We start from the raw sequence: 25,366 nt of genomic DNA, 5'->3' as shown, positions 1-25,366 counted from the left end.
AGCTGCGCATGGCCGCCAGCGAAGGCGGAGGTACGCCTAGCGTCAGCGTGATCGGAGCCATGGCGACCGGAAAGACCGGGCGAATAAGATCGGCAAACATGAGCATTCGCACCGCTGTCGTCACCGGAGCCAGCTCGGGGATCGGTGAAGCCACCGCCCGGGAACTGGCCAAGCAGGGCTATCACGTTTATGTGGGTGCCCGCCGGTTCGACCGGGTGCAGCGCCTCGCCACCGAGATCGGCGGCACCGCGATCGAACTCGACGTCACCTCCGAGGAATCGGTGCGCGCCTTCACCGACGCGATCGACCACGTCGACGTGCTGGTCAACAACGCGGGCGGCGCGAAAGGCCTGGCCCCGGTCATCGACGCCGACCTGGACGACTGGCGCTGGATGTGGGAGACCAACGTCATCGGTACCCTGCGCGTCACCAAGGCACTGCTGCCGAAACTGATCGCGTCCGGCGACGGCCTGATCGTCACCATCACCTCCATCGCCGCCCTGCACACCTACGACAACGGCTCCGGCTACACCTCCGCCAAGCACGCCCAGGCGGTGGTCCACCGCACCCTGCGCGGCGAACTACTCGGCCAGCCGGTCCGCCTCACCGAGATCGCCCCCGGCGCCGTGGAAACCGAGTTCTCCCTGGTCCGCTTCGACGGCGACGCCGACCGCGCCGCCAAGGTCTACGCGGGCATCGACCCGCTCTACGCCAAGGACATCGCCGAAATCGTCGGCTTCGTGGCCAGCCGCCCACCCCACGTCAACCTCGACACCATCGTCGTCAAACCCCGCGATCAGGCAGGCCCCGGCTCCTTCGCCCGCCGCTCCTGAGTACGTCAGCGGCGGAACTGGCGAGCCGTTTCCCCAGCTCTTGACAACTATCGCCGCGCAAACGTGAACCTCGTCACTCGCGATTCAGGGTCATCCAAGCGCGTGGACCACACCCGGCGCCCCGAGCCCGGGGCCAATCCCCGGGCGCCGTAGGCGGATCCAGGATCGATCGCCGTTCGGGTGGCGGGGTCGGTAGCGGGAATTGATACTGGCAGCGAGTCGCGCGTGCGTTGCCGCGAATTCGCCGTGCCGAGCGACTGGCCGTTAACATCGCCGTTTGCCGTTAGCCAGTCATAGGAGTAGAAGTTCGATGCCCGGTATCAAGTCCGTTTTCAGTGGGTTCAAAGATTTCCTGATGCGCGGGAACGTCATCGACCTCGCGGTCGCGGTCGTGATGGGTACCGCGTTCACCGCGGTGGTCACCTCGTTCAGCAAGGGGCTCATCAACCCGCTGCTCGCCGTGTTCGGCTCGACCAATGAGCTCGGCCTCGGTGTCCAGCTGATCGCAGGCAAGCCGGCGACGTTCATCGCGTTCGGCCCGATCATCACCGCGTTCATCGACTTCTTCATGGTCGCCGCGGTCCTGTACTTCGTGCTGATGCTGCCGATGAAGTCGCTGAAGAACAAGTTCGGCACCACCAAGGACGCCGAGCCCACCGAGACCGAACTGCTCATCGAGATCCGCGATCTGCTGGCCAAGCAGCAGGGCCTGACCACCGACCAGACCGTCGCGCTGAGCAAGGAACGCGCGAGCGAGTCCGTCGAGGCGTAGTCACCTGCTCAGGCGTATGCCGGGGTCTTGGCCGGCCAGCGGGGATGGTCGGCGTCGATCACGTAGGGGTGGGTGTGCTGGACGTGGCGGGGGCCGATCTGGATCGCGTCGACCAGGATCGCCGGGTCGACCGAGCCGAGTTCGTGGACGTGGGTGATCTCGGCCGGGTCGTGGCGCGGCCACAGCCGGACCGCCGCGGTGGTGCCGAGGGCGGCGATCACGGCGAGGGTCGCCCAGGTGGCGGTGAAACCCCCGGTGGTGGCCAGCCAGCCGGTGATCGGGTAGGTGACCAGCCAGGCGAGGTGGGACAGGGAGAACTGGGCCGCGAACAACGCGGTGCGGTCCTGTGTGCGGGCGGAGCGGCGCAGGACCCGTCCGGTGGGGGTGAGGATCAGGGCGGTACCCGCACCGATGACGGCCCAGGTGGTGAGGGCCGCGGGCCAGTGCCACGCGCCGGTCGGCATGGTCGACAGGACGAGTGCGGCGGTCAGGCCGGTGAGGAGAACGGCGGCGCCGGTGAGCATGACCGGGCGCTCGCCGCGACGATCCAGGATCCGGGGCAGGATGAGGGCGATGAACATGGTGCCGAAGCCGTTCGCCGCCAGCAGTAGCGCGACGCCGGACTGACTGCCGCCGAGCACATCCCGCGCGTAGTTCACGGTGTTGACCATCACCACCGAACCCGCGGCCGCGACCACCAGGTTCAGCCCGAGCAGTCCACGCAGCCGCGGCGTCGCCGCGAACAGCCGCAGCCCGGCGACGAGCCGTTCCTTGATCGCGCCGTCACCGGCTACCGCGTTCGGAATGCGTGCGGCCAGCACCAGGGCGACCGACACCGCGAAGCCGACGCCGGTGCCGACGAACAGCCAGTGGAAGCTGATCAGGCTCAGGGCCAGCGCCGCCAGCATCGGGCTGAGCAGGGTTTCCATGGTCGCCGCGAGCTGAGCGGCCGACAGCGCCTTCGTGTAGTCACGTTCGTCGGGCAGGATGTCGGGCAGAATCGCCTGGTAGGTGGGGGTAAAGGCGGCCGAGGCGATCTGCAGCAGCGTGATGAGCACGTAGATCTGCCAGATCTGGTCGACGAAGGGCAGGGCGAGCACGATCGCGCCACGAATACCGTTGAGCGCCATCAGGAATTGCCTGCGCGGCAGTCGGCCCGCGTAGGCGCCCGCGATCGGCGCGACGGTCACATAGGCGACCATCTTCAGCGTCAACGCGGTGCTGAGCACGATGGCCGCGTTGCCGCCTGCCAGTTCGTAGGCGAGCAGGCCGAGGGCCACAGTGGTGAGTCCGGTGCCGAACAGGGCCGCGACCTGGGCGGTGAACAGCAGTCGGTAGTCGCGGTGGGCGAACAGCGAGGTGGTCATAGTGCCTGCCCTTTCAAGACTGCTTACCTGCGTATGAATGCAATAAACAGCATAGGGCGGAGAATATTCCCGGGCACCGAAATCCCCTTCGACTTGACCTCGAGGACCGTTGAGGTAGCACGGTGGGGCGCAGCGGCGACCATTGTCAACGTGGCTGTCAACAAACTGTCGATGGAGTTCCACGCGGCCGGAGCACGATCCTGTGGGTCGCCACCGGCTACTCGCTCGCCCTCGGCGTGGTGGTGCCGACCTCGGCATGGCTGGTTCGGCCGGTTCGGCGCTGCTCGGCCCCGTGGTCGGTGGCTGCCTGATCGACGAGGTCTCGTGGCAAGCCGTCGCGGGCGTGGACGTCGAACTACCGCGGCACGCCGGCAGCGGTCGGAGCCGATCCGGCGGGCAGGGCGGACATGGACTTCCACGTCGGCCAATCGATCGCCCAGTCGTAGATGTCGCCATCGGCCTGAGACAGTTCGATGGAGGTGCCGGTGACCTCCACGGGGTCGCCGTAGAGGGCCGTCGGGAAGTAGGCCTGAGCGTCGCCGGGTGAGAGGTTGATGCAGCCGTTGGTGACGTTCGAAGAACCCTGGGCCGAGAGGGATTCGGGGTTGGCGTGGATGAATTCGCCGTTGTTGGAGATGCGGACGGCCCACCGTTCGCGAACATTGGTGTAGTACGGCGGATTCGACATCATGAAATCCTCGTACTTCTCGGTGACGACGTGCACGCCCGAGCGGGTGACATTGCGCGGTTCGTTGCCTTCACCGTAGGAGACCGCGAAGTCGAAGATCGTGGCGCCGTCGCGGACCACCTGCATGCGATGGCTCGGAGCGTTCGCGATGACGATCTGGCTGCGGCCGATGGTGAAGTCGGAGGTGACATCGGAGTCGCCGTAGGCGCCGCCGCCCAGGTCGACGCCGTAGAGCTTCGCGGTGACGTGCACGGTGGTGCCGGGGGTCCAGTAGTTCTTCGGACGCCAGTGCACCCGGGAGCCACCGTCGTCGGGCAGCCAGGCCCATGATCCTTCGGTGCTCTTGTCGGTGGTGACCGTGAGCGCCTTCTCCACGGCCGCCTTGTTCGTGACCGGTCCGGCGAATTTCAGGATGATCGGCGCCCCGATCCCGACCTCCTGGCCGTCGCCGATATTGATCGTGGCCGGGATGGTCGACTGTGGGCTGATCGTGGTGAAGGTGCCGTCGATCGGGATCGGTTTCGCGTCGGCGCCGATGGCCGTTCCGGCCCAGGTGTAGGACGCGCCGTAGCCGAGCGGTTCGGAGACCTGGTAGGTCGTGCGGTCGGGGCTGAGCTGACCGGTGATCTGTTTGCCGCCGGCATTGGTGAGGGCGATCTGGTCGATCGTGCCCTGGTCGACCGTCACCGAAACGGGCGCGACCGGATCGACGTCGGTCGCTCCGGGCGCGGGCGCGATGGTGACCTGCGGGACCGGCGCCGACGCCTGCGCATCCTTGCCCGCCCGGTCGATCGTGCACCCGGTCAGCACAACGAGCACTGCCAGCAAGATCACCGCAACCACGGCCCGAACGCCCCGAACGCCCTTTTCACGCCCCTGCGCCGACAAATCCCGCCGCGCAGTCGCCCGCGCGCGCAACAAGACGGTTACCGAATGTTTGCTCACGCATCGAATGTACGCCGAGCTACCGACCCGCACCCCGTGAGCGCGGTCTCACCCAACCGCTACTACCGGTTGAGCCATTCTTCGGTGAACGCGGCCTCGTTGCCGAGCAGTTCGATCAGGCGCTCCGAGATGGCCGCCTCGATCTTGCCGCCGAAGAGCGGGATCTTCACCTCGATGGTGCCGTTGATGGCGGTGGTGGAGCCGGTGCCGCCGTCGGGCGCCATGGTGACCGTGCCGCGGACCACCGCGGGGGCGCCGTCCACACGGGCTTCGAAGATGCCGCCGGTGCCGGTGTAGGTCTCGGTGCGCGGAATGACCAGGTCACCGGGACGCACCGCGGTGATGGCGGGCGGGAGCTGATCGGCGGGGATGGACTGCACCATCTGGACACGGACCTGGTCGCCGTCGACGGCGAAGGCGTCGAGCCGGGCCCCCGGGCCGCCGACCTCGGCGATCCGGGCCTTCCAGTACTGCTCGTCGGAGTACGCGGCGCGCACCGCATCGACGGAATGCGTGTAGCCGGCAGTGAACGCCAGAGGTGTAGCCATATTCGACACGGTACCGTCTGCGGACGTGCGTACAACACGGGTGGTGTCCTCCGATCAGCTGCGTGACCTGCTTGCCGATACCGGCGCGTCGGTCCGGGATTCGGTGCTTTTGTCCGAATTGACGACCCTGCGGGTCGGCGGGCCTGCGCTGCTCGCCGAATGCGCGACCACCGAGGCCCTGGTGGCCACGGTGCAGGCCCTTGATGGGGCCGGTATCGCGGTCCTGCTGGTGGCGGGCGGGTCGAATCTGCTCATCGACGACGCCGGCTTCGACGGAGTAGTGGTCCGGATCGACACGACCGGTGTCGAGCTGGGGACCGGCGGCGTGGTGGCCGAGGCGGGTGCGAACTGGGACGAGGTCGTCGCGGCGACCGTCGCGGCCGGATTGGGCGGGCTGGAGTGCCTGTCCGGGATCCCGGGTTCGGCCGGTGCGACGCCGGTGCAGAACGTCGGCGCCTACGGGGTGGAGGTCGCGTCGCTGCTGCGCCGGGTGCGTCTGCTCGATCGCAAGACCGGGGACGTGCGCTGGGCCGAGCCCGCCGAACTCGGTTTCGGTTACCGGACCAGTGTGCTCAAGCACAGCGATGACGCCGTGGTCCTCGCCGTCGAATTCGCGTTGGATCCGAGCGGGATGAGCGCGCCGTTGCGCTACGGCGAGCTCGCGAAGGCCCTCGCCGCGGACGACGGCGAGACCCGGCCCGTCGAGCAGGTGCGCGCACACGTGCTTCGCCTGCGCGCGGGCAAGGGCATGGTCCTCGACCCGGCCGATCACGACACCTGGAGTGCCGGTTCGTTCTTCACCAACCCGGTCGTCACCGAGGAGCAGCTGCCGCGGGTACTGGCCGCGATCACCGCGCACGTCGGCGACGACGTCAAGGTGCCCACCTATCCCGCACCCGATGGCACCAAACTCTCGGCGGGCTGGCTCATCGAACGAGCCGGTTTCGCGAAGGGCTTCCCCGGCGAAGCCGCCGCCGCGCGCCTGTCGACCAAGCACACCCTTGCCCTGACCAACCGCGGCACCGCGACCGCATCCGACATCGTCGCCCTGGCCCGCACGGTCCGCGCGGGCGTGGCGGAGCGTTTCGGCGTAACGCTCGAACCGGAGCCGGTCACCGTCGGCCTCACCTTGTAGTGCGCCGGTGGCGACTGTCGGGGCGCACCGGGCGAGCGCCCCCGCGTCGGGAACGCTCACTCATCCCACCGACGACCCCACCACTTACCTCCCCGCGCACCCCAACCACGTAACGTGTCCTGCCATGGCACGTAGACTGGACTACTCGGCTCGCTACCCCCTGCACACCACCGAAGAGCTGTACGCAGCTCTCCAGAGCAGGGACTACTGGGAAGCCCGCGTCGCCGAAATGCGCAAATACGCCCCCCACAACGAAGTGGTCAGTCTCGATGTCACCGACGACGGCATAGAGGTGGTCCTGCACCACACCCTGCCCCGCGAGATGCTCCCCGAGATCGCCCAGACCGTCATGCGCAAAGACATGGTGATCACCCGCAAGGAGAGCTGGGGTCGGTTCGACCACGACGAGACCGAGGGCAAGTTCTCCGCCTCGATCCCCGCAGGTCCCGGCAGCCTCACCGGCACCATCCGCCTGTTCCCCACCGAAACCGGCGCCACCATGCGCTTCTCCCCCACCGCCAAGGTCTTCATCCCCATGGTCGGTCCGCGCCTCGAGCAGCTGATGCTGGTGAATCTGGTGGACCTGTTCCGTGCCGAGCAGGAAGAAACGCTGCGCTACCTGGACAATCAGACCGCCGACAAGTCGGTCTGACACCTCCGGTGAGCCGCAAGGCCCTCCCTCCGGTCGGCACCATCACTCGCGGCACCACCGGCGTCAACCGCCTGCGCCGCAGCGATCGCTGGCTCGTCAACGACGAACTCGTCAGCAGGACACTGCGTGAATCGCCCACCCCCTTGGTTGTCGACCTCGGCTACGGCGCCGCCCCTTGGACCACCTTCGAGCTGGCCGCCCGCTTGCGGACAGTTCGTCCCGACCTCGAGGTGGTCGGCCTCGAAATCGACCCGGCCCGCGTCGTCGAACCGCGCGACGGTGTCCGCTTCGCCCGTGGCGGCTTCGAGCTGGCGGGCCTGCGGCCTACCTTGGTCCGCGCGTTCAACGTCCTACGCCAATACCCCGAGGACGCGGTTCCCGACGCGTGGTCGCGGATCCAGTCCACGCTGGCCCCCGACGGCCTCCTCGTCGACGGCACCTGCGACGAACTCGGCCGTCGCTGCGCCTGGGTGCTGCTCGATCGTCACCGCCCCCTCTCCCTGACCCTGGCCTGGGATCCCTTCACCGTAGACCGCCCCTCCGACATCGCCGAGCGCCTGCCGAAGGCGCTGATCCACCGCAACATTCCCGGCGAACGTATCCACGCCCTCCTCGTCGCGGCCGACCACGCCTGGGAGCGTTGCGCGGCCATGGCGCCGTACGGCCCACGCATCCGCTGGCGAGAAGCGGCGCAGCTGTTGCGCGCCAACGGTTTCCCGCTACGGCCCTATCACCGCCGAATGCGCGATTGTGTGCTGTCGGTCCCCTGGGACGTAGTCGCCCCGTCAGACCCGGCTTAACGCCCGCCGCACCCGCGCCGACGCGCGCGGCGCCAATTGCTGCCCACCCCACCAGATCTCGTCGGTATCGCACCGGTGGATGGCCACCGCGTCGGCTACCACCTCGTCCAGCGCCGACTGCGAGATCTCGGTCTCGGCCAGATCGAGAACCGTCCGCACCGGCGTCGTCACCAGAAACGGCCCAGCCGACTCCACATCCGCCGCGCAGAGCTTGCGCCGGGTCAGCACCAACCGCGGCGTGACGGGCGGACGCCCCGCCGACACCGACAGATGCAGAAACCGCGGCTGCAATCTGGCGAGCCCGTGCAGTTCCGCCGCACTCTGATACGACACCGCCGCGGCACCGTCGAACCACGCCGCCCACATCGCGTACTCGTCCAGCGGCCCCACCCGCCACTGCCCCAGCCGCATCATCCCGACCCCGGCCCTGGTCACCGACCCGTCTCCCAAGGCCGCCCTGACCTGCGACTCGCAGCCGGTACGCAATACCTGACGCGTGGTGAAAAAGCCCGCGTGCCGCCCGGCGAGGCGCCGCAGCACCCGCCACCGATGATCCGCTGTCCCCGCCACCCGGCGCGCGCCCTCGCCAGTCATGAGCCCAGATTACGCCCGGTTCAGTGCGCCAGGTCACATTTTGCTGTGAAGGCTTTCACCACGTCCTCAGAACAGACACAGAAAGATCGGGAAGAATCCGATGCCATGACCACGCAAAAGCCCCCACGCCCCAGGATCGGTCGGCGCCCGCTGGTGATCGCGTTGGCCGTGGTCGCCGTCCTTCTCGTCGCGGCCATCGGCGGCACCGAAGCCTATGCCCGGAACAAGGTCTCACGCTGCATCAGCAGCGCGTTCGAACAGCAGATGGGCTCCGGCATCGACGTGGGCTTCGGCCTGCGGCCGATCCTGCTGTCCTATGTGGACGGCAAGGTCGGCTCGGTCACCGTAGACAGCGAGGACAACAAGTTCGGCCCCGCTGTCGGGATGGTGGTGCACGCGACATTCAACGACATCGAACTCGTCGACCGCGGTCGCGGCGGCGGCACCATCGACAGCTCGACCGCCGACGTGACCTGGAACAACGACGGCATCCGCCAGACGCTCGGCACCATGGTCAGCGGCGTGAGCTCCTCGGCGAGCACCGGCGTGCTGACTCTCGATGTGCTCGGCGGCCTCGCCCAGCTGCAAGTGCAACCGCTGGTCCGCGACGGCAACGTCACGGTGGAGACGAAGTCGGCGCAGCTACTCGGCATCGGCCTGCCCACCGACCTCGTGCAGGGCATCGTCGAAACCTTCACCGAGAGCTTGCAGAGCTACCCGCTCGGCCTGCGCGCCCAAGAGGTGAAGGTCACCGATGACGGTGTGACAGTGCACCTTTCCGGCGGCAAGACCTCGCTGGAGGCCGACCCCTCCGGTCAGCAGACCGAGTTCACCTGCTGATCGTCTACTCGGGAAACCCGTCGAGCACCGCGGCGGATTTCGACAACCCGAGCCGGGTAGCGCCGGCCTCGATCATCGCGGCGGCGTCCTCGGCGGTGCGGATCCCCCCGCTGGCCTTCACCCCGAGTCGCCCGCCGACGGTCTCGGCCATCAACCGCACCGCGTGCGCGCTCGCACCGCCCGCCGGATGAAAGCCGGTGGAGGTCTTCACGAAATCGGCACCCGCCTGCTCGGCCGCCCGGCACGCGCCCACGATCGCCGCATCGGTGAGTGCGGCCGATTCGATGATCACCTTGAGCACGGCCCGATCCATGGTCGCCTCGCGCACGGTGATGATGTCGGCGAGCACGGCGTTGAAATCACCGGCCAGCGCGGCTCCCACGTCGATCACCATGTCGACCTCGGCGGCGCCCTGCTCCACGGCCAGCCGCGCCTCGGCACCCTTCACCAGCGAGTGGTGCTTGCCGGACGGGAAGCCCGCGACGGTGGCCACCACCAGTCCCGGCGCACGCACCGGCAGCATCGAGGGCGATAGGCAGATCGCGTACACCCCGAGCTTGCGCGCGTCCGCGATCAGCGCGTCGACCTCGGCCGGGGTGGCTTCCGGGGCGAGCAGAGTGTGGTCGATCATGTCGGCCACGGCGGCCCGGGTCAGCGGCGCGGAAGTCATTTGCCGAGCATCGCACACCCGCGGCCGCATCCGGCAGAGAGGGCGTCGACGTATCCGACACATCGGGCGCCGCACATCATTGCGCTCATCTACCCGAATCCGGGAGACTTATGCCTGTGCTGATCCGTCGCGAGACCCCAGCGGACGCCGCGGCGATCGCCGCGATCCACCGCGCCGCCTTCGCCCCGCAGTACGCGGGCGATCCGGCCATCCCCGAACCACCCGAACCCGCCCTCGTCGAGACGCTACGCACCGACGAGTCGTGGATGCCGACCCTGTCGCTGGTCGCGCTCGAATACGACACCGTCGTGGGGCACATCTGTCTCACCAGAGCAGGTATCGGCCCGTTCCCCGTGCTGGCGCTCGGCCCGCTCGGCGTCGACCCGGAACATCAGAAGTCCGGCGTCGGCTCGGCGCTGGTCCATGCCGCCCTCGGTGCCGCCGACGCCCTCGACGAATCGGTCGTCGGCCTGGTCGGCGACCCCGACTACTACGCCCGCTTCGGTTTCGTCCCTGGCCCGCGCCTTGGCGTCGTGCCCGACGAAGCCGAATGGGCGCCGTACTTCCAGGTCCGCCCGCTCACGGCCTACGACTCCGCCGTCACCGGCGAATTCCGTTATCCCGCGCCGTTTTACGACCTGTAGGTCATTCGAAGACGACCGTGCGCCGACCGTGCACGAGCACCCGGCCTTCGAGGTGCCAGCGCAGCCCACGCGCGAGCACGACCCGCTCGATGTCACGTCCCTGTCTGACCATGTCGCGCACATCATCGGCGTGATCGACCCGGATCACGTCCTGCTCGATGATGGGCCCCGCGTCCAGCTCAGCGGTGACGTAGTGGCAGGTCGCCCCGATCAGCTTCACCCCGCGCGCGTATGCCTGGTGATAGGGCCGCGCGCCGACGAACGAGGGCAGGAAGCTGTGGTGGATATTGATCGCGCGCCCCGCCCAGTACTCGCACAGCTGGGCCGGGAGCACCTGCATGAAGCGGGCGAGCACCACCGCGTGTGGCTCGTGGGAGTCGACGAGTTCGCGCACCTGCTCGAAGGCAGGACCGCGCTGCGCCGGGTCCTTCGGGAACGGCACGTAGTGGAACTTCACCCCGTGTGCCTCGGTCATGCCGGCGAGATCGGGATGATTGCCGATCACGGCCTCGATGGTCGCGGGCAGCTCACCGGCCTGCGCGCGGCCGAGCAGGTCGTGCAGGCAGTGCCCGTCCTTGCTGACCAGCAGCACCACTCGCCGCGGCGCACCGGAATCGTGGAGCTGCCAGTCGGTCTCGGGACCGAACTCCGCGGCCACCTCGGCGAAGCGCTCCCGGAGCTCGTCGATGCCGAATGGCACCGTCGAGGCCTTCACCGCCTGCCGGGTGAAGAACCAGCCGATGTCACCGTCGGAGTGGTACCCGGCCTCGGAGATCGAGCCGCCGAATCCGGCGATGAACGAGGAGATCCGGGCGATGATGCCCGGCCGGTCCGGGCACCCGAGGCTCAGCACGAACCGGCGGTCGTCCGAGGTCACAGCGGTAGAACTCATCCGCCGATTCTCGCAGGCGGTCAGGCCGAGGCGCGCACGGGCTCACGGACGGCGGCGAGTACCTCGGCCACTTCGGCATTGAACAGGTCATAGCGTTCGACGTTGCCCAGGTGCCCGGTCGGCAGCACCTTGAATCCGGCGAGCGTGCCCGCTTCCCGCAGCAGCGCAGCCAGACGCTCGGCGTGCAGCGCCGGGGTCATGTCGTCACGGTCGCCTGCGAGCACGGTGGTCGGCACCGAGAAATTCTTCGCGTCATCGCCGAGGTGCAGCGCGGCGAGCAGGTACCCGTAGCGTGAACGCGTCATCATCGGGCAGCCACGCACCACCGACAGCGCGTAGTCCAGCTTCTCGCGCGAGGTATCGAGGGTCATCACCTGCCGGGCGAAGATCCAGCGCACCGGCTTGACCGGCGGGAAGACCACCGGGGTGCCGAGGATCAGCTTGCCGAGCCAGTCCGGCGACGGCACCGCGCGCCCACGCAGCAGGCGCAACGGCTTGTTCAGGCCGGGGACCATCGTCGACACCTCGACCAGCGAGTGCGCGCCGGTATTGGTGAGGATCACCGCGGCGGCCTGTGCGGCGACGCGCTCGGGGTAGCGGCCAGCCCAGGCGATGAGCGTCATCCCGCCCATGCTGTGTCCGGCCAGTACCGCGCGCTGACCCGGCAGCAGGACGGCGTCGAGTACGTCGCACAGGTCGTCGGCGAGCAGATTGGTGCTCGGGCGGGCGTATCCGTTGGTGCTCTCGCCGTGGCCGCGCTGGTCGTAGGCGACCACGCGGTACTCGCCGGCGAAGGCGTTGATCTGGGCGTTCCAGTATTCGAGGGAGCAGGTCCAGCCGTGGGCGAACACGATCACGGGCGCGTCGACCGGGCCGTAGGCGTGCACCCGCAAGCGGGCGCCGTCGGCGGTGCGCACCGGGATCACGTCGTGCGGCATCCGTGGCGGATCGAAGGCAGCGATCCCGTGCGACCGTGTCCGCAGGTCGGCCCGGTGGGCCGCGAGGGTGGTCTCGACCGTGGTGGACACCCGGTCGACCAGGTTCACCAGAGCTGTCGGCAGCTTTGCGCGCATCGGTACACACTCCTTTGTGTTACTGCTAGATACAGTAACATCGCGTACCACTCACCCGCGAGCACTTCGAGGCTCTTTTATCGTGCCTTTACCAGCGCGGGCCGCGCTGCACCTCGTCGACCTTCGGGCGCACGTCGGCCAGGTACACACCGGTCGCGATGATCGCGATGAACGACAGCAACCCCAGCCCACCGATGCCGATCAGCAGAAACACCAGCGCACCGCCGAGAATGGCCAGCCAGATCGGCTTGGTCATCTTGTCGACGGCGGTGAACGCATCCGAACGCTGGCGCACAGCGTGAATGAGCGCGAACACCGTCGCGCCGAGGGCGCCGATCCACAGGATCAGCAGAATCAGCGAGGTCATCCCATTCACCATGTTCACATCCCCATCATACGAACAGCGGCCCCGCACACGCCTGGTGTACGGGGCCGCTGTCAGCGGTAATGCTCGAAGGCTAGACCTTCTTGGGTGCGGCGGCCTTCTTGGCCGGAGCCTTCTTGGCCGGAGCCTTCTTGGCGGCGGGAGCCTTGGCGGGAGCCGACTCCTCGGTGGTGACGGCGACGACCTCGGCCTCAACCACAGCCTCGACCTTGTCGGCCACAGCCTCGGCCTCGGCCTTGCCACGGCCGAGCAGGTCGTTGACCTTGGTCAGGGCGTCCTCGGCGCGCGCGGAGGCGTCCTTGTACAGGGTCTCGACGCGGCCGATCTGCTCCTCGACGGCCTGGTTGGCACGCAGCCGGTCGACGGTCTCCTCACCGCGAACGGCGAGATCGGCGTAGATGTCGAGCGCCTGGCGGTAGTACTGCTCGGCCAGCTTGCGCAGCTCTTCGGGGGTGAACTTCTCGCGCAGCTCGGCGAGATCCTCCGGCAGCTCCGAGGGCAGGCCGGAGATGCGGTCGCGCAGGGTGTCGAACTGGGCAGCCACGTCGGCGGGCACGTTCGCGATGCGCTCGCGGGCCTCTTCGACGCGGGCCTTGGCATCGGTGGCGACAACGCGGCCACGGACGTCGGCGACAACGTCGTTCACGGCGGCGTAGATGGCGTCACCGGCGCCGACGGTGGCGAACAGCGGCTTGGTCACAGTGGCGGTCTTCTCGGTCATCAGTCTTCATTCTCCTGGTGTGGCGGAGTGTCAGTTGTCGTGAACGAAACGTCAGTGTCTCGTTCGATCCCCCCTGAGCCGGTTTCTTCCCCATTTTCCCGGCGAAACGACTCATAGATTTCCAGCAACACCTGTTTCTGCCGCTCGGACACCGAGGTGTCGGCTAGCAGGGCGTCACGGACCGGGCTGTGCGGACGCTGTTCCAGAAAACCTGCCCGCACATACAACACCTCCGAGGAAACCCGCAGTGCCTTGGCGATCTGCGCGAGTACTTCGGCGGAGGGATTACGCAATCCGCGTTCGATTTGGCTCAGGTACGGATTACTTACCCCCGCCAGAGCGGCGAGCTGACGCAGGGACACCTGCGCACCTTCGCGCTGGGCCCTGATGAAACCTCCGATATCTTGAGCCGCGTGCGCTACACGACTCTCGGGTTGGTCTGTCATCGCTCACCTTCTGGCGTTGTAAGGCCAATACTAGAACAGGGTGCTAACTATTGCAAGCACTACAGTTAGCACTCGGTCGGCTAACCATCAGTCAGTGGAACAGCAGCTGCGAGATCGAGTAGATGGCCAGGCCCGCGAGCGAGCCGACGACCGTGCCGTTGATCCTGATGAATTGCAGGTCCCGGCCCACCTGCAATTCGATCTTCCGGCTCGCCTCGTCGGCGTCCCAGCGCGCGACCGTGTCGGTCACCAATGTCGAGATCTCCGCGGAGTAGTTACCGACCAGATAGCGAGCACCGCGATCGATCCACCCGTCCACCTTGCCACGCATCGCCGGGTCGTCACGCAGACGCTCGCCGAGCTGCTGCACATTTTCGGCTACCTTGCGCCGCAGGGTGGAATCGGGGTCGTCGGCCGACTCCAAGATCAACCGCTTCGCCGCCCGCCAGGTGGCCTCGGCCATTCCGGTGATCTGATCGCGGCCCATGATCTCGGCCTTGACCTTCTCCGCCTTGGCGATCATCGCGTCGTCGTGTTGCAGGTCCTCGGCGAAATCCTGCAGAAAGCGATCGGCGGCCCGGCGCAATTCATGATCGGGATCGGAGCGCACCTTCCAGGTGAACTCGACGAGTTCCCGATAGATTCGCTCGGAAAGCAATGTGTTGACGAATTTCGGCGCCCATTGCGGCGCATCGCGCATCACGATCCGGTCGATCGTTTCCTGTGAGCCGAGCGCCCACTGATGCGCTCGCTCGGCCAGCAGATCGATCAGCGGCCGCTGCCGGTTGTCGGCGATCATCTCCGAGAGCACCCGGCCAAGCGGCGGCCCCCACAGCGGTTCGGCGATCCGCTTGACGATGGTGTTGTCGATGATCTGCTCGACGTCCTCGTCGCGCAGGGTGTTCACCACCGCGGTCAGGATCGTCGCGCTCTCCTTCGCCACCCTGGCCGCGTGCGCCGGATCGGCCATCCACCGGCCGACGCGCAGCGAGATCTGCGCCGAGTCCAGGCGTGCCGAGACCACATCGGGAGCGAGGAAGTTGGTACCGACGAAGGCGCCGAGACTCTCGCCGAGCTGGTCTTTCTTCTTGCGGATGATCGCGGTGTGCGGGATCGGCAGACCCAGCGGGTGTTTGAACAGTGCGGTGACCGCGAACCAGTCGGCCAGTGCGCCGACCATGCCCGCCTCCGAGGCCGCGCGGACATAGCCCACCCACTCGCCACCGCCGCCACGCGATTCGAGCCAGCGGCACAGCAGGTAGATCACGCTGGCCACCACCAGGAAACTGGTCGCCAGCGCCTTCATCTTGAACAGGTCGCGTTTTTTGCCCGCCTCGTCGGTCATCACCGCGAAGCCGGCGGGCTGTGCGGCGGGCTCGGTGCGCGGCGTGAGAACCGCCGTGTTGCCGGGAGATTTCTCCATAGCCACCATTCTGCTGTGCGCGCGGCGAGTGCGCCGCCGCCAACCCCGCGTGGCGTCTCCCACGACACGGCGAACCGCGCGGTTTGTCGTACGCGCGCGTAAGCACCGAAGTGTGGTAAATGCCGCAACGTGGGCCAAAGGGAGGGCCGCCCCACACCGGCGCGCCTAAGCTGTTGGCTAGAGACGCCAACATCGACCACAAGGGGGCTGTTCTGTCCACCGAAGACCTTGTCGAGATCGGCGAGCAGTCGAGCCGAGCCAGTGTGCGCGGCGGCGGCCAAGCCGACGGCCGCAAACGTCGGTGGCGCCAGCACAAGATCGACCGTCGCGAAGAGCTGGTCGACGGCGCCCTCAACGCCATCCGCGCGCGGGGCAGCCAGGCGGGCATGGACGAGATCGCCACCGAGATCGGCGTGTCCAAGACCGTGCTGTACCGCTACTTCGCGGACAAGAACGACCTGGTCCACGCCACCATGCAGCGCTTCATCGAAACCACCCTGCTGCCCCGGGTGTACGGCGCGATCAGCCTCGACGCCGACGAATACCAACTCGTGCGCGCCGCGATGACCGAATACGTCGGCACCGTCGACGACGACCCCGAGGTCTACCGGTTCATCATGAGCAATTCCGGGGGCGACAAGTCCTCGCTCGCGGAGTTCGAGCGGCTGTTCGCCGAGGTGGTCACCACGGTGCTGGTCGACCGAGCGCTCGGCAAGGGCATGCGCACCGACGGCGCGATGCTGTGGTCGTACATGCTGGTCGGCGGCATCCAGCTGGCCACGCACTGGTGGACCACCACCGACAAGGCCATGCCACGCCAGGACGTCATCGACTACCTCACGATGATGGCCTGGAGCGCGATCGAGGGCATCGCCAGGGCAGGCGGTTCACCCGAGATCTTCACCGCGCAGCCACATCCCCTTCCCGAGATGCCACAGCAGCAACCCTGAACAGCGTTTTCTCGCGTTCGGGGGAGCCGGGCTCGACAACTCAGAGCGGTTGGCTACGCTGAACCGAGCGGGGCGCTGTGGCTTGCGTCACCGCGGGTGGTCGCGTGACGCTGCGCGTCTACGCCACCCCGCACGTCGGCACCAACGGAGGTACCTCGATGGCGAAGAACGTGCCGACTTCCCGGCTTGCCCGCGGGACGAAACTGGGGGCAGTCGCGGCGGGTTCGGTCATCCGCTCGAAGAAGACCAGGCTATCCATGCGCGGCCGCTCGGAGGCGGTGCGCGCGCGGATGGCCGAGGAGTCGATGATCCGCACCACCGAACAGGTGGTCATGGTGCTCGGCACCATGAAGGGCGTCGCCATGAAACTGGGTCAGATGATGTCGGTGCTCGATCTGGATCTGGTGCCCGAGAACCATCGCGAGCGGTTCCAGCAGCGCCTCGCCGTGCTGCGCAACGCGGCACCGACGGTGTCGTTCGAGTCGATGCGCACGGTGATCGAGCAGGATTTCGGTGCTCCGCTGGCGGATGTCTTCGCCGAATTCGATCCGGAGCCGATCGCCGCCGCCTCGATCGGCCAGGTGTACCGGGCCACCCTGCACGACGGCCGTGCTGTCGCGGTGAAGGTCCAGTACCCCGGGGTCGACGCCGCCGTCCGTGCGGATCTGAAGAACCTCAACATGTTTCGCCGCGTGCTGGCCTCGGCGATGCCGTGGATCACTCCCGCGGTGCTCGATGAGCTGAAACTCAATATGGAGAGCGAGCTCGACTACCAGGCCGAAGCCGCTACGCAGTCCGAGATCGCGCACCTGTATCGCGAGCACCCGTTCATCGTGGTGCCCGCCTCGGTGCCCGAGCTGTCGACCACCCGCGTGCTGGTCAGCGAGTTCATCGACGGCGACGGCTTCGACGAGATCCGGAAAATGCCCGCGGCGCTTCGTGATCGGGTGGGCGAGATCATCTACCGCTTCTACGTCGGCTCGCTGTTCAACTTCAACGAGTTCTGTGGCGACCCGCATCCGGGCAATGTGCTGCTCGCCCGGGACGGCCGAGTCGCCTTCCTCGACTTCGGCTTGTTCAACCGGATGGACCCCAGGCTGGTCGAGTTCGAAATCCAGTGCCTGCGCGCGGCCGCCGAGGATCGTGCCGAAGACCTGCGGCAGTTGATGATCGATCGCGGCGTGATCGATTCGCCCGAGGAGATCGGCGCCGAGGAATGCCTCGAATACGTGCTCGCCGCCTCGGAATGGTGCCTGGTCGACGAGGAACTCACCATCACCCCCGAACTGGCCAGCGGCGCGTTCCTGCTCGCCGTCGACCCGAGGGCCAGTGAGTTCACCGGCATGAAGCAGCAGAATCTGCCGCCGGAACACCTGTTCTCGCGCCGCGCCGACTTTCTCACCTTCGGCATGCTCGGACAGCTCGACAGCACCAACAACTGGCATGTGATCGCCAGGGAATGGCTCTACGGCGACCAGCCGGTCACCGAACTCGGTCTGGCCCATCGCGATTGGCTCAGCACCCACCCACCCAAACCGGTGAAGAAGACCCGCGCCCGCAAGGCGAGCGCATCAGCCACCAAGCCCTGATCATCTTTCGAAAGGCGCATCATGCCGCAGCACCGTGAGTTCGACCTGATCCTGTTCGGCGCAACGGGTTTCGTCGGCAAACTCACCGCCGAATACCTGCTCACCGCGGCCCCGGCCGACGCCAGGATCGCCCTGGCCGGTCGCTCGGCGGCCAAGCTCGCCGCCACCCGCGACGAGCTCGGCCCGGCTGCCGCGAATTGGGACCTCGTCGTCGCCGATGCCAGCGATCCGGCCTCGCTGGCGGCCATGGCCGAGCGCACCAAGGTCGTGGTCACCACCGTCGGCCCGTACCTGCGCTACGGCATGCCGCTGCTGGGCGCGTGCGCCGCGGCGGGCACCCACTATGCCGACCTCACCGGCGAGCCGCTGTTCATCCACGACGCCATCGAGAAGTACGAGCAGACCGCGGTCGACTCGGGCGCCAAGATCGTGAATTCCTGTGGCTACGACTCGATTCCGTCGGATCTGAGCGTGTACGAGATCTACCGCGCCACCATCGCCGACGACACCGGCGAGCTCGAGGACACCACCCTGGTCGCCTATCTCAAGGGCGGCATGAGCGGCGGCACCATCGATTCCGGGCGCGCCATGATGGAAGACGTCGCGGCCGATTCCGCGCGCGGCAAGATCCTGGCGCACCCGTACTCGCTGAGCCCGGACCGCAGCATGGAACCCGATGTCGGCCGCCAGTCCGATCAGGCGCTGGCCCGCGCCGGCAGCATCGACGCCAGCCTGGACGGCTGGGTCACCACGTTCGTGATGGCCTCGCACAACACCAAGGTCGTGCGCCGTACCAACGGCCTGCTCGGCTGGGCATACGGCAAGCAGTTCCGCTACCGCGAGGTGATGAACGCGGGCACCTCGGCCGCCGCGCCGCTGGTCGCCGCGGGTATCGCGGGCGGCATCGTGGCCGGCATGGCCTCGGGCGCGGTCCTTTCGAGGGTTTCGCTCGGCCGCAAGTTGCTCGACCGGATCCTACCCAAGCCCGGCACCGGCCCCGACGAAAAGGCCCGCCGCAGTGGCTGGTTCACCATGAAGACCTTCGCGCGCACCAGCTCCGGCGCCAAGTACCAGGCCACCTTCTCCGGCACCGGCGACCCCGGCTACCAGGCCACCGCCGTGCTGCTCGGCCAAAGCGGCCTGAGCCTGGCCCTCGACACCCTGCCCGAGCGGGCGGGCGTGCTCACCCCCGCATCCGCGATGGGCGAGGCGCTCACCGCGCGGCTGCGGGAGGCGGGTATGACCATCGAGGTCGCACGGCAGTGAATCTGGCTCGCAAGACGATGAACGCCCCGGCGCTGGCGGCGGTGTACGAGCACGCGTGGCGACCCACGCTGTTCTACCTCGCCAGCGGCCGGACCACCGGCACCGACCGCCGCGACGCGGTCGGCACCCTGCGCCTGAGCGGCCCCATGAAAGTGCTCGATGTGGCATGCGGCCCAGGAAATTTCACCCGATACCTCAGCGAATACCTGACCAAGGGCGGCTTCGTCACAGGCCTTGACTACTCGGCGCCGATGCTGGCCAAGGCCGCCACCGACAACGCGAGCCCCCGCGTCGGCTACGTCCGCGGCGACGCGCGCACACTGCCCTTCCCCGACGGAACCTTCGACGCCGTCTGCTGTTTCGGCGCCCTGTACCTGATCCCCGAACCGCTGGTCGCTACCCGCGAGATGATCCGCGTCCTCGCCCCCGGCGGCCGCATCGCGATCAGCACCAGCTACATCGAGGACAACCTCTTCGGCTCGGCGAGCAGCCTGGCCGCGAGCATGAGCGGCCTACGCCTGTTCGACCGCGACATCTTCCCGAAGCTGTTCGCCCGGGCGGGCCTGACCGAAATCGACCAGCGCGTCCACCGTTTCATGCAGTACGTCGACGCCACCCGGCCACTCTGAACACGCCTCGAGTGCCCTTCCCCTCTCGCCGACAGTGGATCCCCGCGACAGAGATCATCGGCGAACTGGTCCGCCTCGGCCCCGACACCACCGGGTTGCGGGCCGAACTGCGCGAAACCCTGCCCGAGACGACAGATGACCTCCGGTGGTGAGTGAATCGCGGCGGGCACTGGCCGGCACAGCTGGATAGCGGCCACGGCCATCGCCCACCGTATCCCGCTCGTGACGCAAGACAGCGACTACGACTCCATGCCAGGCCTCGACGTCATCCAGCTCTGACTTCGACGGGCAAACCAAGTCAGGCGACCGGATCAGGGCCGATCCGACCCGACCGCTGACCGGCACCACCAAGTCCCGGCGTGTTTCGGGGGAACTCGATCCAGAAGCTGCTTCCGCGACCCGGCTGGGCGTCGACTCCGAAAGTTCCCTTGTGCGCGTGCATGATCGCGGCGACGATCGCCAAACCCAGACCATTGCCGCCCCGGCTGCGCGCCCGGCCACTGTCGGCTCGATAGAACCGGTCGAAAAGATGCGGGAGGTGCTCGGGCGCAATACCGGGCCCGGTGTCCTCGACCGAGATCCGTACCGAATCGCCGATTCCGATGACGCGAATGGTGATCGCGGCATCACTGGGAGTGTGCCGCAGCGCGTTCGTGGCCAGCGACAGCACCGCTTGGATCACCCGGTCCGGCACCGCTTCGGCGCAGCGGGATCGTGGTGTTTCGAGGTGGATACCGCGCTCGGGCTGGATGACTCGCAGATCGTCGACGACGGCCGTGACCAGGGGCACGATGTCGACCAGTACACGATCTGCGATGCCGTGCTCGTCCAGATCGTTCAGGTCGAGGAGCGCTTCGACGATGCCTGCCATCCGGCGGGCCTCATCGTTGATCCGGCGCATCGCGTCCTGAACCCCGTCGGTATCGAGCGATCCGCCGGACGAGTACAGGGCGGAGTATCCACGCAGGGTTGTCAGTGGCGTACGTAGTTCATGGGACGCGTCGGCGACGAACCGCCGCATCCGGTCCTCGGTGGCTTGGATGGCGTCGATCATGGTGTTCAGCGCCTGACCCAACCGGGCAGCCTCGGTCCCTGTTTTGTACGCCTCCACACGGCGATCTGTGGCTCCGGCGGCAATCGCATCGGCGGCTTCGGTCATCCGGGCGATGGGCGCCAAACCGAGGCGGTGCACCCACCAGACGACCGCACCGACAACCAGTCCGATAATGACTCCGGCCGCCGTCAGCGCCAGAATCAGTTGCCTCGTGGCATCGCGTGCGTTCTGGGCAGAGATCCCGATGACCGCGGTGGCGCCGGCGGATTCGATCGTCATCACCCGCATCTCCGACGCGGCTCCGCCCGTGGTCGGCAGACCTGTCGGTACGGGAAGTGACCGCGCACCTTGCAGATTCGGAGTCACATTCGGGTTCTCAGGAGGCGCCTGAACGGTGGTCAGGGTGCCGTCGGCGTTGCGAATCCCGAGGTAGATGTCACCGAACGCGGGCGGGAACCGGTTGACCTGTCTCGTCTGCTGGCTCAGAAGGAGCGGCACCAGCGGATTCGCTGCCAGTTGCGAGAGCCGGGTGTCGAGTTGCTGCACGAGGTAGTGGCGCTGGATCACGACAACGGCGCCACCGGCGGCCAGCATCGTCAGGGTCAGCGCGATGAGCGCCAGTGTGAGCCGCTTCGCCAGCGACATCAGGCGTCCCTGATGCAGTAACCCACGCCACGCACGGTGTGGATGAGCTTCGGACCGCCGCGGTCGATCTTCTTACGCAGGCTGCTGATGAATGTCTCGATGACCGCTGACTCGCCGTCGAAGTTGTACTGCCACACATGATCCAGGATCCGCGCCCGGGTAACCACTCGACCGACGTTGCTGATGAGACATCGAAGCAGGGTGAATTCGGTGACCGTCAGATGTATTTCCTCGTCACCGCGCCACACGCGGTGCGCCTCGTCGTCGAGCACCAGATCCGCCACCCGCCATTGAGCGGGCAGTTCGGTGATCGCTCCCCGCCTGCGCAGTGCGACCTGAACGCGGGCCACCACCTCCTCCAAGACGAACGGTTTGACGATGTAATCGTCACCGCCACTGGTCAATCCGCGGACTCGTTCGGCGGTGTCGGACCGTGCGGTGAGGAACAGGACGGGTGCGTCGCAGCCGCGGTCGCGCAATTTGGTCAGGACCACGTAGCCGTCGTCGTCGGGCAGCATGATGTCGAGCACGATCGCGTCCGGACGATAGCTGTCCGCCAGCGCCAGCGCCTGCCTGCCGGTCGAGGCGATCTCCACCGCGCACCCGGCCATCCGCAGACCGGTGCCGACCAGATAGGCGATGTTCTCTTCGTCGTCCACCACAAGGACCCGCGGCGAGGTCACCGATGACTCGCCGGCGGGCAGTGGCGTCGGGGTCGCAGGCATAGCGACATGATGCCCGTCGACGATGTGAGGTGGCTCGAGGTTACCTGGCGGTTTCCTGTGAACCAGTACCCAGGAAACCGCAAGGAACTCTTCAAGAGCCCGCCAGCCGCGCCGTCAAGACTCAGTTTGTCGCCGCAGTCGCGTCGGCTAAGTCGAGGAAAGGAACGTCGGTATGCGTACCGTCCGCAATTCGTTCGTGGCCATCGCCATGATGGGAATGGCTCTGTCTGCTGGTCTGGGTGCCGGATCCGCATCGGCTGCGCCGGGCGAAGGGCCTGGCATCCATGCCCAGCTCACCGATGAGCAGAAGCAGTGCCTGGCCGGCCAGGGCCTCAATCGAGACAACCGACCGGAAGGCAAGCCCTCCCAGGAGCGGATCGATGCGCTGAAGTCGGCGATGGCCGCGTGTGGGATCCCCAAGCCCGAACGGCCCCAGCTCACCGATTCGCAGAAGCAGTGCCTGAGCGACGCGGGTTTCAGTCGCGAGAACCGACCGGAAAGCAAGCCTTCGGACGAGCAGATCGCCTCGGCCAAGGCGGCCTTCGAGGCATGCGGCATCTCCCGGCGATGATCTAGCTGAGTCGGATCGAACGGGTTGGGCCTTCACGGGTGCCCAACCCGTTCGCCGGAATACCGAACACGCCGGGTAGCGCGGCTCGCGCACCTGGTCGCGGCGGTAGCGTCGCCGCATGCACACGCTGCAGTGTGGGAAAAGAGCCCGTGTGGTGCACAGCGCCGACCCGGCGGGCGTGCAGTGCTGGCAGGCAACGATTGCGTCGAGCTTGCCCGGTAAACACACCCACTAGTGGTAGGCATGGGAAATGGCGAAACACTGGACCGAACCAGCTGATATCGCACTGCGCGCCGACGGACAGCGCGTCGCCGATCTCGACACTTCGAGCACGCCGGGCTTCACCGGCGGCAAGCGTCTTGGCAAGGAACTGCTCGCCGAACGGGCGACGGTGCTCTCGGTCTTGCAGGAGAAGCTGTTCGCGCACGGTCGCACCGGCGGACAGCACAGCGTGCTGCTGATCTTGCAGGGCATGGACACCGCGGGCAAGGGCGGCATCGTGCGCCACGTCATCGGGTCGGTCGACCCGCAGGGCGTCGACCACGCGTCCTTCGGCGTACCGACCGAGCTGGAGAAACAGCACGACTTCCTGTGGCGCATCCGCAACAGGCTGCCCGCGCACGGTCAGATCGGCGTCTTCGATCGCTCCCATTACGAGGACGTGCTGGTGGTGCGGGTGCACGAGCTCGTGCCGCAGGCGGAGTGGGAGCAGCGCTACGACCAGATCAACGCCTTCGAGAAGGAGGTCGCCGACGCGGGCACCACCATCGTGAAGGTCGCCATGTTCGTGTCCCTCGACGAGCAGAAGAAGCGGCTGCGCGAACGGCTCGAGCGGCCGGACAAATACTGGAAGTTCAGCCCCTCCGACATCACCGAACGCGCGTACTGGCCCGAATATCAGAAGGCCTACCAGGCGGTTCTCGCCCGCACCAACACCGAATACGCGCCCTGGTACGTGCTGCCCGCCGACCACAAGTGGTACGCGCGTCTCGCGGTCACCGAGCTGCTGATCGCCGCGTTGTCCCAGCAGAAACTCGACTGGCCGCCTGCCACCTTCGATATCGCCGAGCAGCTACGCCGACTCGACGAGTCCTGACGGCCGGCTTTGCGGAAACTCTCAGGTTCGGCCCGCATGATGTTCCCGGTGGAAAGCAAACGAGCGAAAGGCGTGTGACGACGGTGAGCACGGGCAAGAGTCCCTCGGGCAGGAATCCGCTGGCGGCGGCCGAGGCGGCCGACAAGAAGCGCAAGATCGCGATCCAGGTCGGCGTCGCCGCGGTCCTGGTCGCGCTGGTCGCGGCCATCGGCATCGGCATCGCGGTGCAGAAGTCCGATTCCGACAAGGAATCGACGACCATTTCGGCGGCGCAGCTGCCCGCGACGGGCGGGGCGGTGACCGAGACCGGCACGGTCGTGATCGGCAACCCCGATGCCAAGGTCAAGGTGCGCGTGGTCGCCGACCTGCAGTGCCCGGCCTGCAAGCAGTTCGAGGCCGCCAACGGGGAGGCGCTGGCCAAGGCCACCGCCGACGGCACCGCCGCCGTCGAATACCAGATCATCTCGTTCCTCGACAAGGCCTCCACCAACCAGTACTCCTCGCGCGCTGCCAACGCGTCGTTCTGCGTGGCGAAGTCCGATACGACCAAGTACCAGTCCTGGTTGCAGTCGATGTTCGACAAGCAGCCCGCCGAGGGCGGCGCGGGCCTGAGCAACGCCGAGCTCATCGAGATCGCCACCGCGGCCGGATATTCCGATCCGGCGGTAGCGACCTGCATCAATGACAAGCCGTACAACGACTACATCCAGCAGGTCACCCAGACCACGCTGCAAAGTGGCGTGAAGTCGACGCCGTCGGTGTACATCAACGGCCAGCTGAACCAGTCCGATGCGATCTTCACCGAGAACGGCCTGGCCTCCGTGATCGCTGACGCGGCCAAGTGATCACCGCCCCCGCCCGCTCGGCCTGGCTGCTGCTGATCGCCGGGCTGGCGGGCTGGCTGGCGTCGTTCACGCTCACCGTCGAACGGTTCAAGCTGTTCGTCGACCCGGATTACGTCACCTCGTGCAGCATCAACTCGGTGCTGTCGTGCGGGTCGATCATGAAGACCGACCAGGCCGCGGTCTTCGGTTTCCCGAACCCGCTGATCGGCGTCGTCGGGTTCTCGGTGGTGGTGACCCTCGCCGTGCTGTCGGTGGTCGGCGTCGGGTTCCCGCGCTGGATCTGGGGCGGGCTGTGGATCGGCACCGTCCTCGGGATCGCCGGGCTGTGCTGGCTGATCTTCCAGAGCCTCTACCGCATCAACGCGCTGTGCCCGTACTGCATGGTGGTATGGGTGGCGGTGCCGGTGCTGTTCGCGGTGACCACCCAGGAGTTGTGGGGTCGCTCGCGTGGGGCGATGGGGATCCTCGCCGAATGGCGCTGGACCCTGGTTGTGGTCTTCTACGCGGTGGTGCTGCTGCTGGTGTTCCTGAAGTTCCAGGACTACTGGTTGAGCCTGGTCTAGCCGGC

29 protein-coding genes are annotated in these 25,366 nt (G+C 67.2%); 16 read left to right on the top strand and 13 right to left on the bottom strand.

Annotated features, from left to right (window positions below; genetic code table 11):
* The first annotated feature begins 98 nt into the window (after positions 1–98).
* Positions 99–833: an SDR family NAD(P)-dependent oxidoreductase gene (locus ACTWPB_RS10215; protein ID WP_446225431.1), complete on the top strand. Its 735-nt coding sequence runs from the start codon at positions 99–101 to the stop codon at positions 831–833.
* A gap of 310 nt (positions 834–1,143) precedes the next feature.
* A complete protein-coding gene (mscL, locus tag ACTWPB_RS10210; RefSeq protein ID WP_446225430.1) occupies positions 1,144–1,605 on the top strand; it encodes a large conductance mechanosensitive channel protein MscL in 462 nt (153 codons plus the stop codon).
* A gap of 8 nt (positions 1,606–1,613) precedes the next feature.
* Here the strand turns inward: mscL and ACTWPB_RS10205 are convergent, their stop codons facing one another.
* The 3 genes from ACTWPB_RS10205 to ACTWPB_RS10195 all read right to left on the bottom strand — a co-directional run bounded on the left by ACTWPB_RS10205 (position 1,614) and on the right by ACTWPB_RS10195 (position 5,153).
* A complete protein-coding gene (locus ACTWPB_RS10205) occupies positions 1,614–2,972 on the bottom strand; it encodes an MFS transporter (protein WP_446225429.1) in 1,359 nt (452 codons plus the stop codon).
* A 355-nt stretch (positions 2,973–3,327) separates the two neighbouring features.
* Positions 3,328–4,548, bottom strand: a complete 1,221-nt coding sequence (locus ACTWPB_RS10200; RefSeq protein WP_446226291.1) for a L,D-transpeptidase — start codon at positions 4,546–4,548, stop codon at positions 3,328–3,330.
* A 119-nt stretch (positions 4,549–4,667) separates the two neighbouring features.
* Positions 4,668–5,153 carry a DUF2505 domain-containing protein gene (locus ACTWPB_RS10195; protein ID WP_446225428.1) on the bottom strand — a complete coding sequence of 162 codons (486 nt, stop codon included), beginning with the start codon at positions 5,151–5,153 and terminating at the stop codon, positions 4,668–4,670.
* A gap of 43 nt (positions 5,154–5,196) precedes the next feature.
* On the opposite strand from ACTWPB_RS10195, the gene ACTWPB_RS10190 reads away from it, so the two are divergent.
* From ACTWPB_RS10190 to ACTWPB_RS10180, 3 genes are all read left to right on the top strand, one after another.
* Positions 5,197–6,288 (top strand): UDP-N-acetylmuramate dehydrogenase, encoded by a 1,092-nt coding sequence (locus ACTWPB_RS10190; RefSeq protein ID WP_446226290.1) that lies wholly within the window; start codon positions 5,197–5,199, stop codon positions 6,286–6,288.
* Positions 6,289–6,412: 124 nt separating this feature from the next.
* Positions 6,413–6,940: a DUF2505 domain-containing protein gene (locus ACTWPB_RS10185; RefSeq protein WP_446225427.1), complete on the top strand. Its 528-nt coding sequence runs from the start codon at positions 6,413–6,415 to the stop codon at positions 6,938–6,940.
* A gap of 8 nt (positions 6,941–6,948) precedes the next feature.
* Complete coding sequence (locus ACTWPB_RS10180; RefSeq protein WP_446225426.1) at positions 6,949–7,740, top strand: class I SAM-dependent methyltransferase; 792 nt, start codon at positions 6,949–6,951, stop codon at positions 7,738–7,740.
* Here ACTWPB_RS10180 and ACTWPB_RS10175 read toward each other — a convergent pair.
* Positions 7,726–8,334: a hypothetical protein gene (locus ACTWPB_RS10175; RefSeq protein ID WP_446225425.1), complete on the bottom strand. Its 609-nt coding sequence runs from the start codon at positions 8,332–8,334 to the stop codon at positions 7,726–7,728. The genes ACTWPB_RS10180 and ACTWPB_RS10175 overlap by 15 nt on opposite strands.
* A gap of 105 nt (positions 8,335–8,439) precedes the next feature.
* On the opposite strand from ACTWPB_RS10175, the gene ACTWPB_RS10170 reads away from it, so the two are divergent.
* Positions 8,440–9,174, top strand: coding sequence for an LmeA family phospholipid-binding protein (locus ACTWPB_RS10170; protein WP_446225424.1), 735 nt, complete (start codon positions 8,440–8,442; stop codon positions 9,172–9,174).
* Between the two features lie 4 nt (positions 9,175–9,178).
* Here the strand turns inward: ACTWPB_RS10170 and deoC are convergent, their stop codons facing one another.
* Positions 9,179–9,844 carry a deoxyribose-phosphate aldolase gene (gene deoC, locus ACTWPB_RS10165; protein ID WP_446225423.1) on the bottom strand — a complete coding sequence of 222 codons (666 nt, stop codon included), beginning with the start codon at positions 9,842–9,844 and terminating at the stop codon, positions 9,179–9,181.
* Between the two features lie 116 nt (positions 9,845–9,960).
* Here deoC and ACTWPB_RS10160 point away from each other — a divergent pair, with 116 nt between their 5' ends.
* Entirely contained in the window at positions 9,961–10,488 is a 528-nt protein-coding gene (locus ACTWPB_RS10160; RefSeq protein WP_446226289.1) for a GNAT family N-acetyltransferase, read from the top strand.
* A gap of 1 nt (position 10,489) precedes the next feature.
* Here the strand turns inward: ACTWPB_RS10160 and purU are convergent, their stop codons facing one another.
* The 6 genes from purU to ACTWPB_RS10130 form a co-directional block, all read right to left on the bottom strand.
* Positions 10,490–11,380 carry a formyltetrahydrofolate deformylase gene (gene purU / locus ACTWPB_RS10155; protein ID WP_446225422.1) on the bottom strand — a complete coding sequence of 297 codons (891 nt, stop codon included), beginning with the start codon at positions 11,378–11,380 and terminating at the stop codon, positions 10,490–10,492.
* A gap of 20 nt (positions 11,381–11,400) precedes the next feature.
* A complete protein-coding gene (locus ACTWPB_RS10150; protein ID WP_446225421.1) occupies positions 11,401–12,453 on the bottom strand; it encodes an alpha/beta fold hydrolase in 1,053 nt (350 codons plus the stop codon).
* A gap of 88 nt (positions 12,454–12,541) precedes the next feature.
* Complete coding sequence (locus ACTWPB_RS10145; protein ID WP_446226288.1) at positions 12,542–12,832, bottom strand: DUF2516 family protein; 291 nt, start codon at positions 12,830–12,832, stop codon at positions 12,542–12,544.
* 79 nt (positions 12,833–12,911) lie between these two features.
* Positions 12,912–13,559, bottom strand: a complete 648-nt coding sequence (locus ACTWPB_RS10140; RefSeq protein WP_446225420.1) for a heparin-binding hemagglutinin — start codon at positions 13,557–13,559, stop codon at positions 12,912–12,914.
* Positions 13,559–14,005 (bottom strand): helix-turn-helix domain-containing protein, encoded by a 447-nt coding sequence (locus ACTWPB_RS10135; RefSeq protein ID WP_446225419.1) that lies wholly within the window; start codon positions 14,003–14,005, stop codon positions 13,559–13,561. The genes ACTWPB_RS10140 and ACTWPB_RS10135 overlap by 1 nt, the downstream gene beginning before the upstream one ends.
* 91 nt (positions 14,006–14,096) lie before the next feature.
* Positions 14,097–15,428 (bottom strand): DUF445 domain-containing protein, encoded by a 1,332-nt coding sequence (locus ACTWPB_RS10130; RefSeq protein ID WP_446225418.1) that lies wholly within the window; start codon positions 15,426–15,428, stop codon positions 14,097–14,099.
* A gap of 263 nt (positions 15,429–15,691) precedes the next feature.
* Here ACTWPB_RS10130 and ACTWPB_RS10125 point away from each other — a divergent pair, with 263 nt between their 5' ends.
* The 5 genes from ACTWPB_RS10125 to ACTWPB_RS10105 all read left to right on the top strand — a co-directional run bounded on the left by ACTWPB_RS10125 (position 15,692) and on the right by ACTWPB_RS10105 (position 20,014).
* Positions 15,692–16,378, top strand: coding sequence for a TetR/AcrR family transcriptional regulator (locus tag ACTWPB_RS10125; RefSeq protein WP_446226287.1), 687 nt, complete (start codon positions 15,692–15,694; stop codon positions 16,376–16,378).
* A 158-nt stretch (positions 16,379–16,536) separates the two neighbouring features.
* Positions 16,537–17,967, top strand: coding sequence for an ABC1 kinase family protein (locus ACTWPB_RS10120; RefSeq protein ID WP_446226286.1), 1,431 nt, complete (start codon positions 16,537–16,539; stop codon positions 17,965–17,967).
* Positions 17,968–17,988: 21 nt separating this feature from the next.
* Entirely contained in the window at positions 17,989–19,233 is a 1,245-nt protein-coding gene (locus ACTWPB_RS10115) for a saccharopine dehydrogenase family protein (RefSeq protein WP_446225417.1), read from the top strand.
* A complete protein-coding gene (locus tag ACTWPB_RS10110; RefSeq protein ID WP_446225416.1) occupies positions 19,230–19,862 on the top strand; it encodes a methyltransferase domain-containing protein in 633 nt (210 codons plus the stop codon). The genes ACTWPB_RS10115 and ACTWPB_RS10110 overlap by 4 nt, the downstream gene beginning before the upstream one ends.
* A gap of 11 nt (positions 19,863–19,873) precedes the next feature.
* Positions 19,874–20,014, top strand: a complete 141-nt coding sequence (locus ACTWPB_RS10105) for a hypothetical protein (protein WP_446225415.1) — start codon at positions 19,874–19,876, stop codon at positions 20,012–20,014.
* A 146-nt stretch (positions 20,015–20,160) separates the two neighbouring features.
* Here the strand turns inward: ACTWPB_RS10105 and ACTWPB_RS10100 are convergent, their stop codons facing one another.
* Positions 20,161–21,561 (bottom strand): sensor histidine kinase, encoded by a 1,401-nt coding sequence (locus tag ACTWPB_RS10100; RefSeq protein WP_446225414.1) that lies wholly within the window; start codon positions 21,559–21,561, stop codon positions 20,161–20,163.
* Positions 21,561–22,286 (bottom strand): response regulator transcription factor, encoded by a 726-nt coding sequence (locus ACTWPB_RS10095; RefSeq protein WP_446225413.1) that lies wholly within the window; start codon positions 22,284–22,286, stop codon positions 21,561–21,563. Before ACTWPB_RS10095 ends, ACTWPB_RS10100 begins: the two co-directional genes overlap by 1 nt.
* 172 nt (positions 22,287–22,458) lie before the next feature.
* On the opposite strand from ACTWPB_RS10095, the gene ACTWPB_RS10090 reads away from it, so the two are divergent.
* The 4 genes from ACTWPB_RS10090 to ACTWPB_RS10075 all read left to right on the top strand — a co-directional run bounded on the left by ACTWPB_RS10090 (position 22,459) and on the right by ACTWPB_RS10075 (position 25,361).
* Positions 22,459–22,857: a hypothetical protein gene (locus ACTWPB_RS10090; RefSeq protein WP_446225412.1), complete on the top strand. Its 399-nt coding sequence runs from the start codon at positions 22,459–22,461 to the stop codon at positions 22,855–22,857.
* A 250-nt stretch (positions 22,858–23,107) separates the two neighbouring features.
* Positions 23,108–23,953, top strand: coding sequence for a polyphosphate kinase 2 family protein (locus tag ACTWPB_RS10085; RefSeq protein ID WP_446225411.1), 846 nt, complete (start codon positions 23,108–23,110; stop codon positions 23,951–23,953).
* Positions 23,954–24,036: 83 nt separating this feature from the next.
* Positions 24,037–24,798 (top strand): DsbA family protein, encoded by a 762-nt coding sequence (locus ACTWPB_RS10080; RefSeq protein ID WP_446225410.1) that lies wholly within the window; start codon positions 24,037–24,039, stop codon positions 24,796–24,798.
* Positions 24,798–25,361 carry a vitamin K epoxide reductase family protein gene (locus ACTWPB_RS10075; protein ID WP_446226285.1) on the top strand — a complete coding sequence of 188 codons (564 nt, stop codon included), beginning with the start codon at positions 24,798–24,800 and terminating at the stop codon, positions 25,359–25,361. The genes ACTWPB_RS10080 and ACTWPB_RS10075 overlap by 1 nt, the downstream gene beginning before the upstream one ends.
* The last annotated feature ends 5 nt before the right edge of the window (positions 25,362–25,366 follow it).

Source organism: Nocardia sp. IBHARD005 (genome assembly GCF_052814245.1).
Note: the sequence above shows the minus strand (reverse complement) of the source record. Positions and strands in the feature narration are given on the sequence as shown.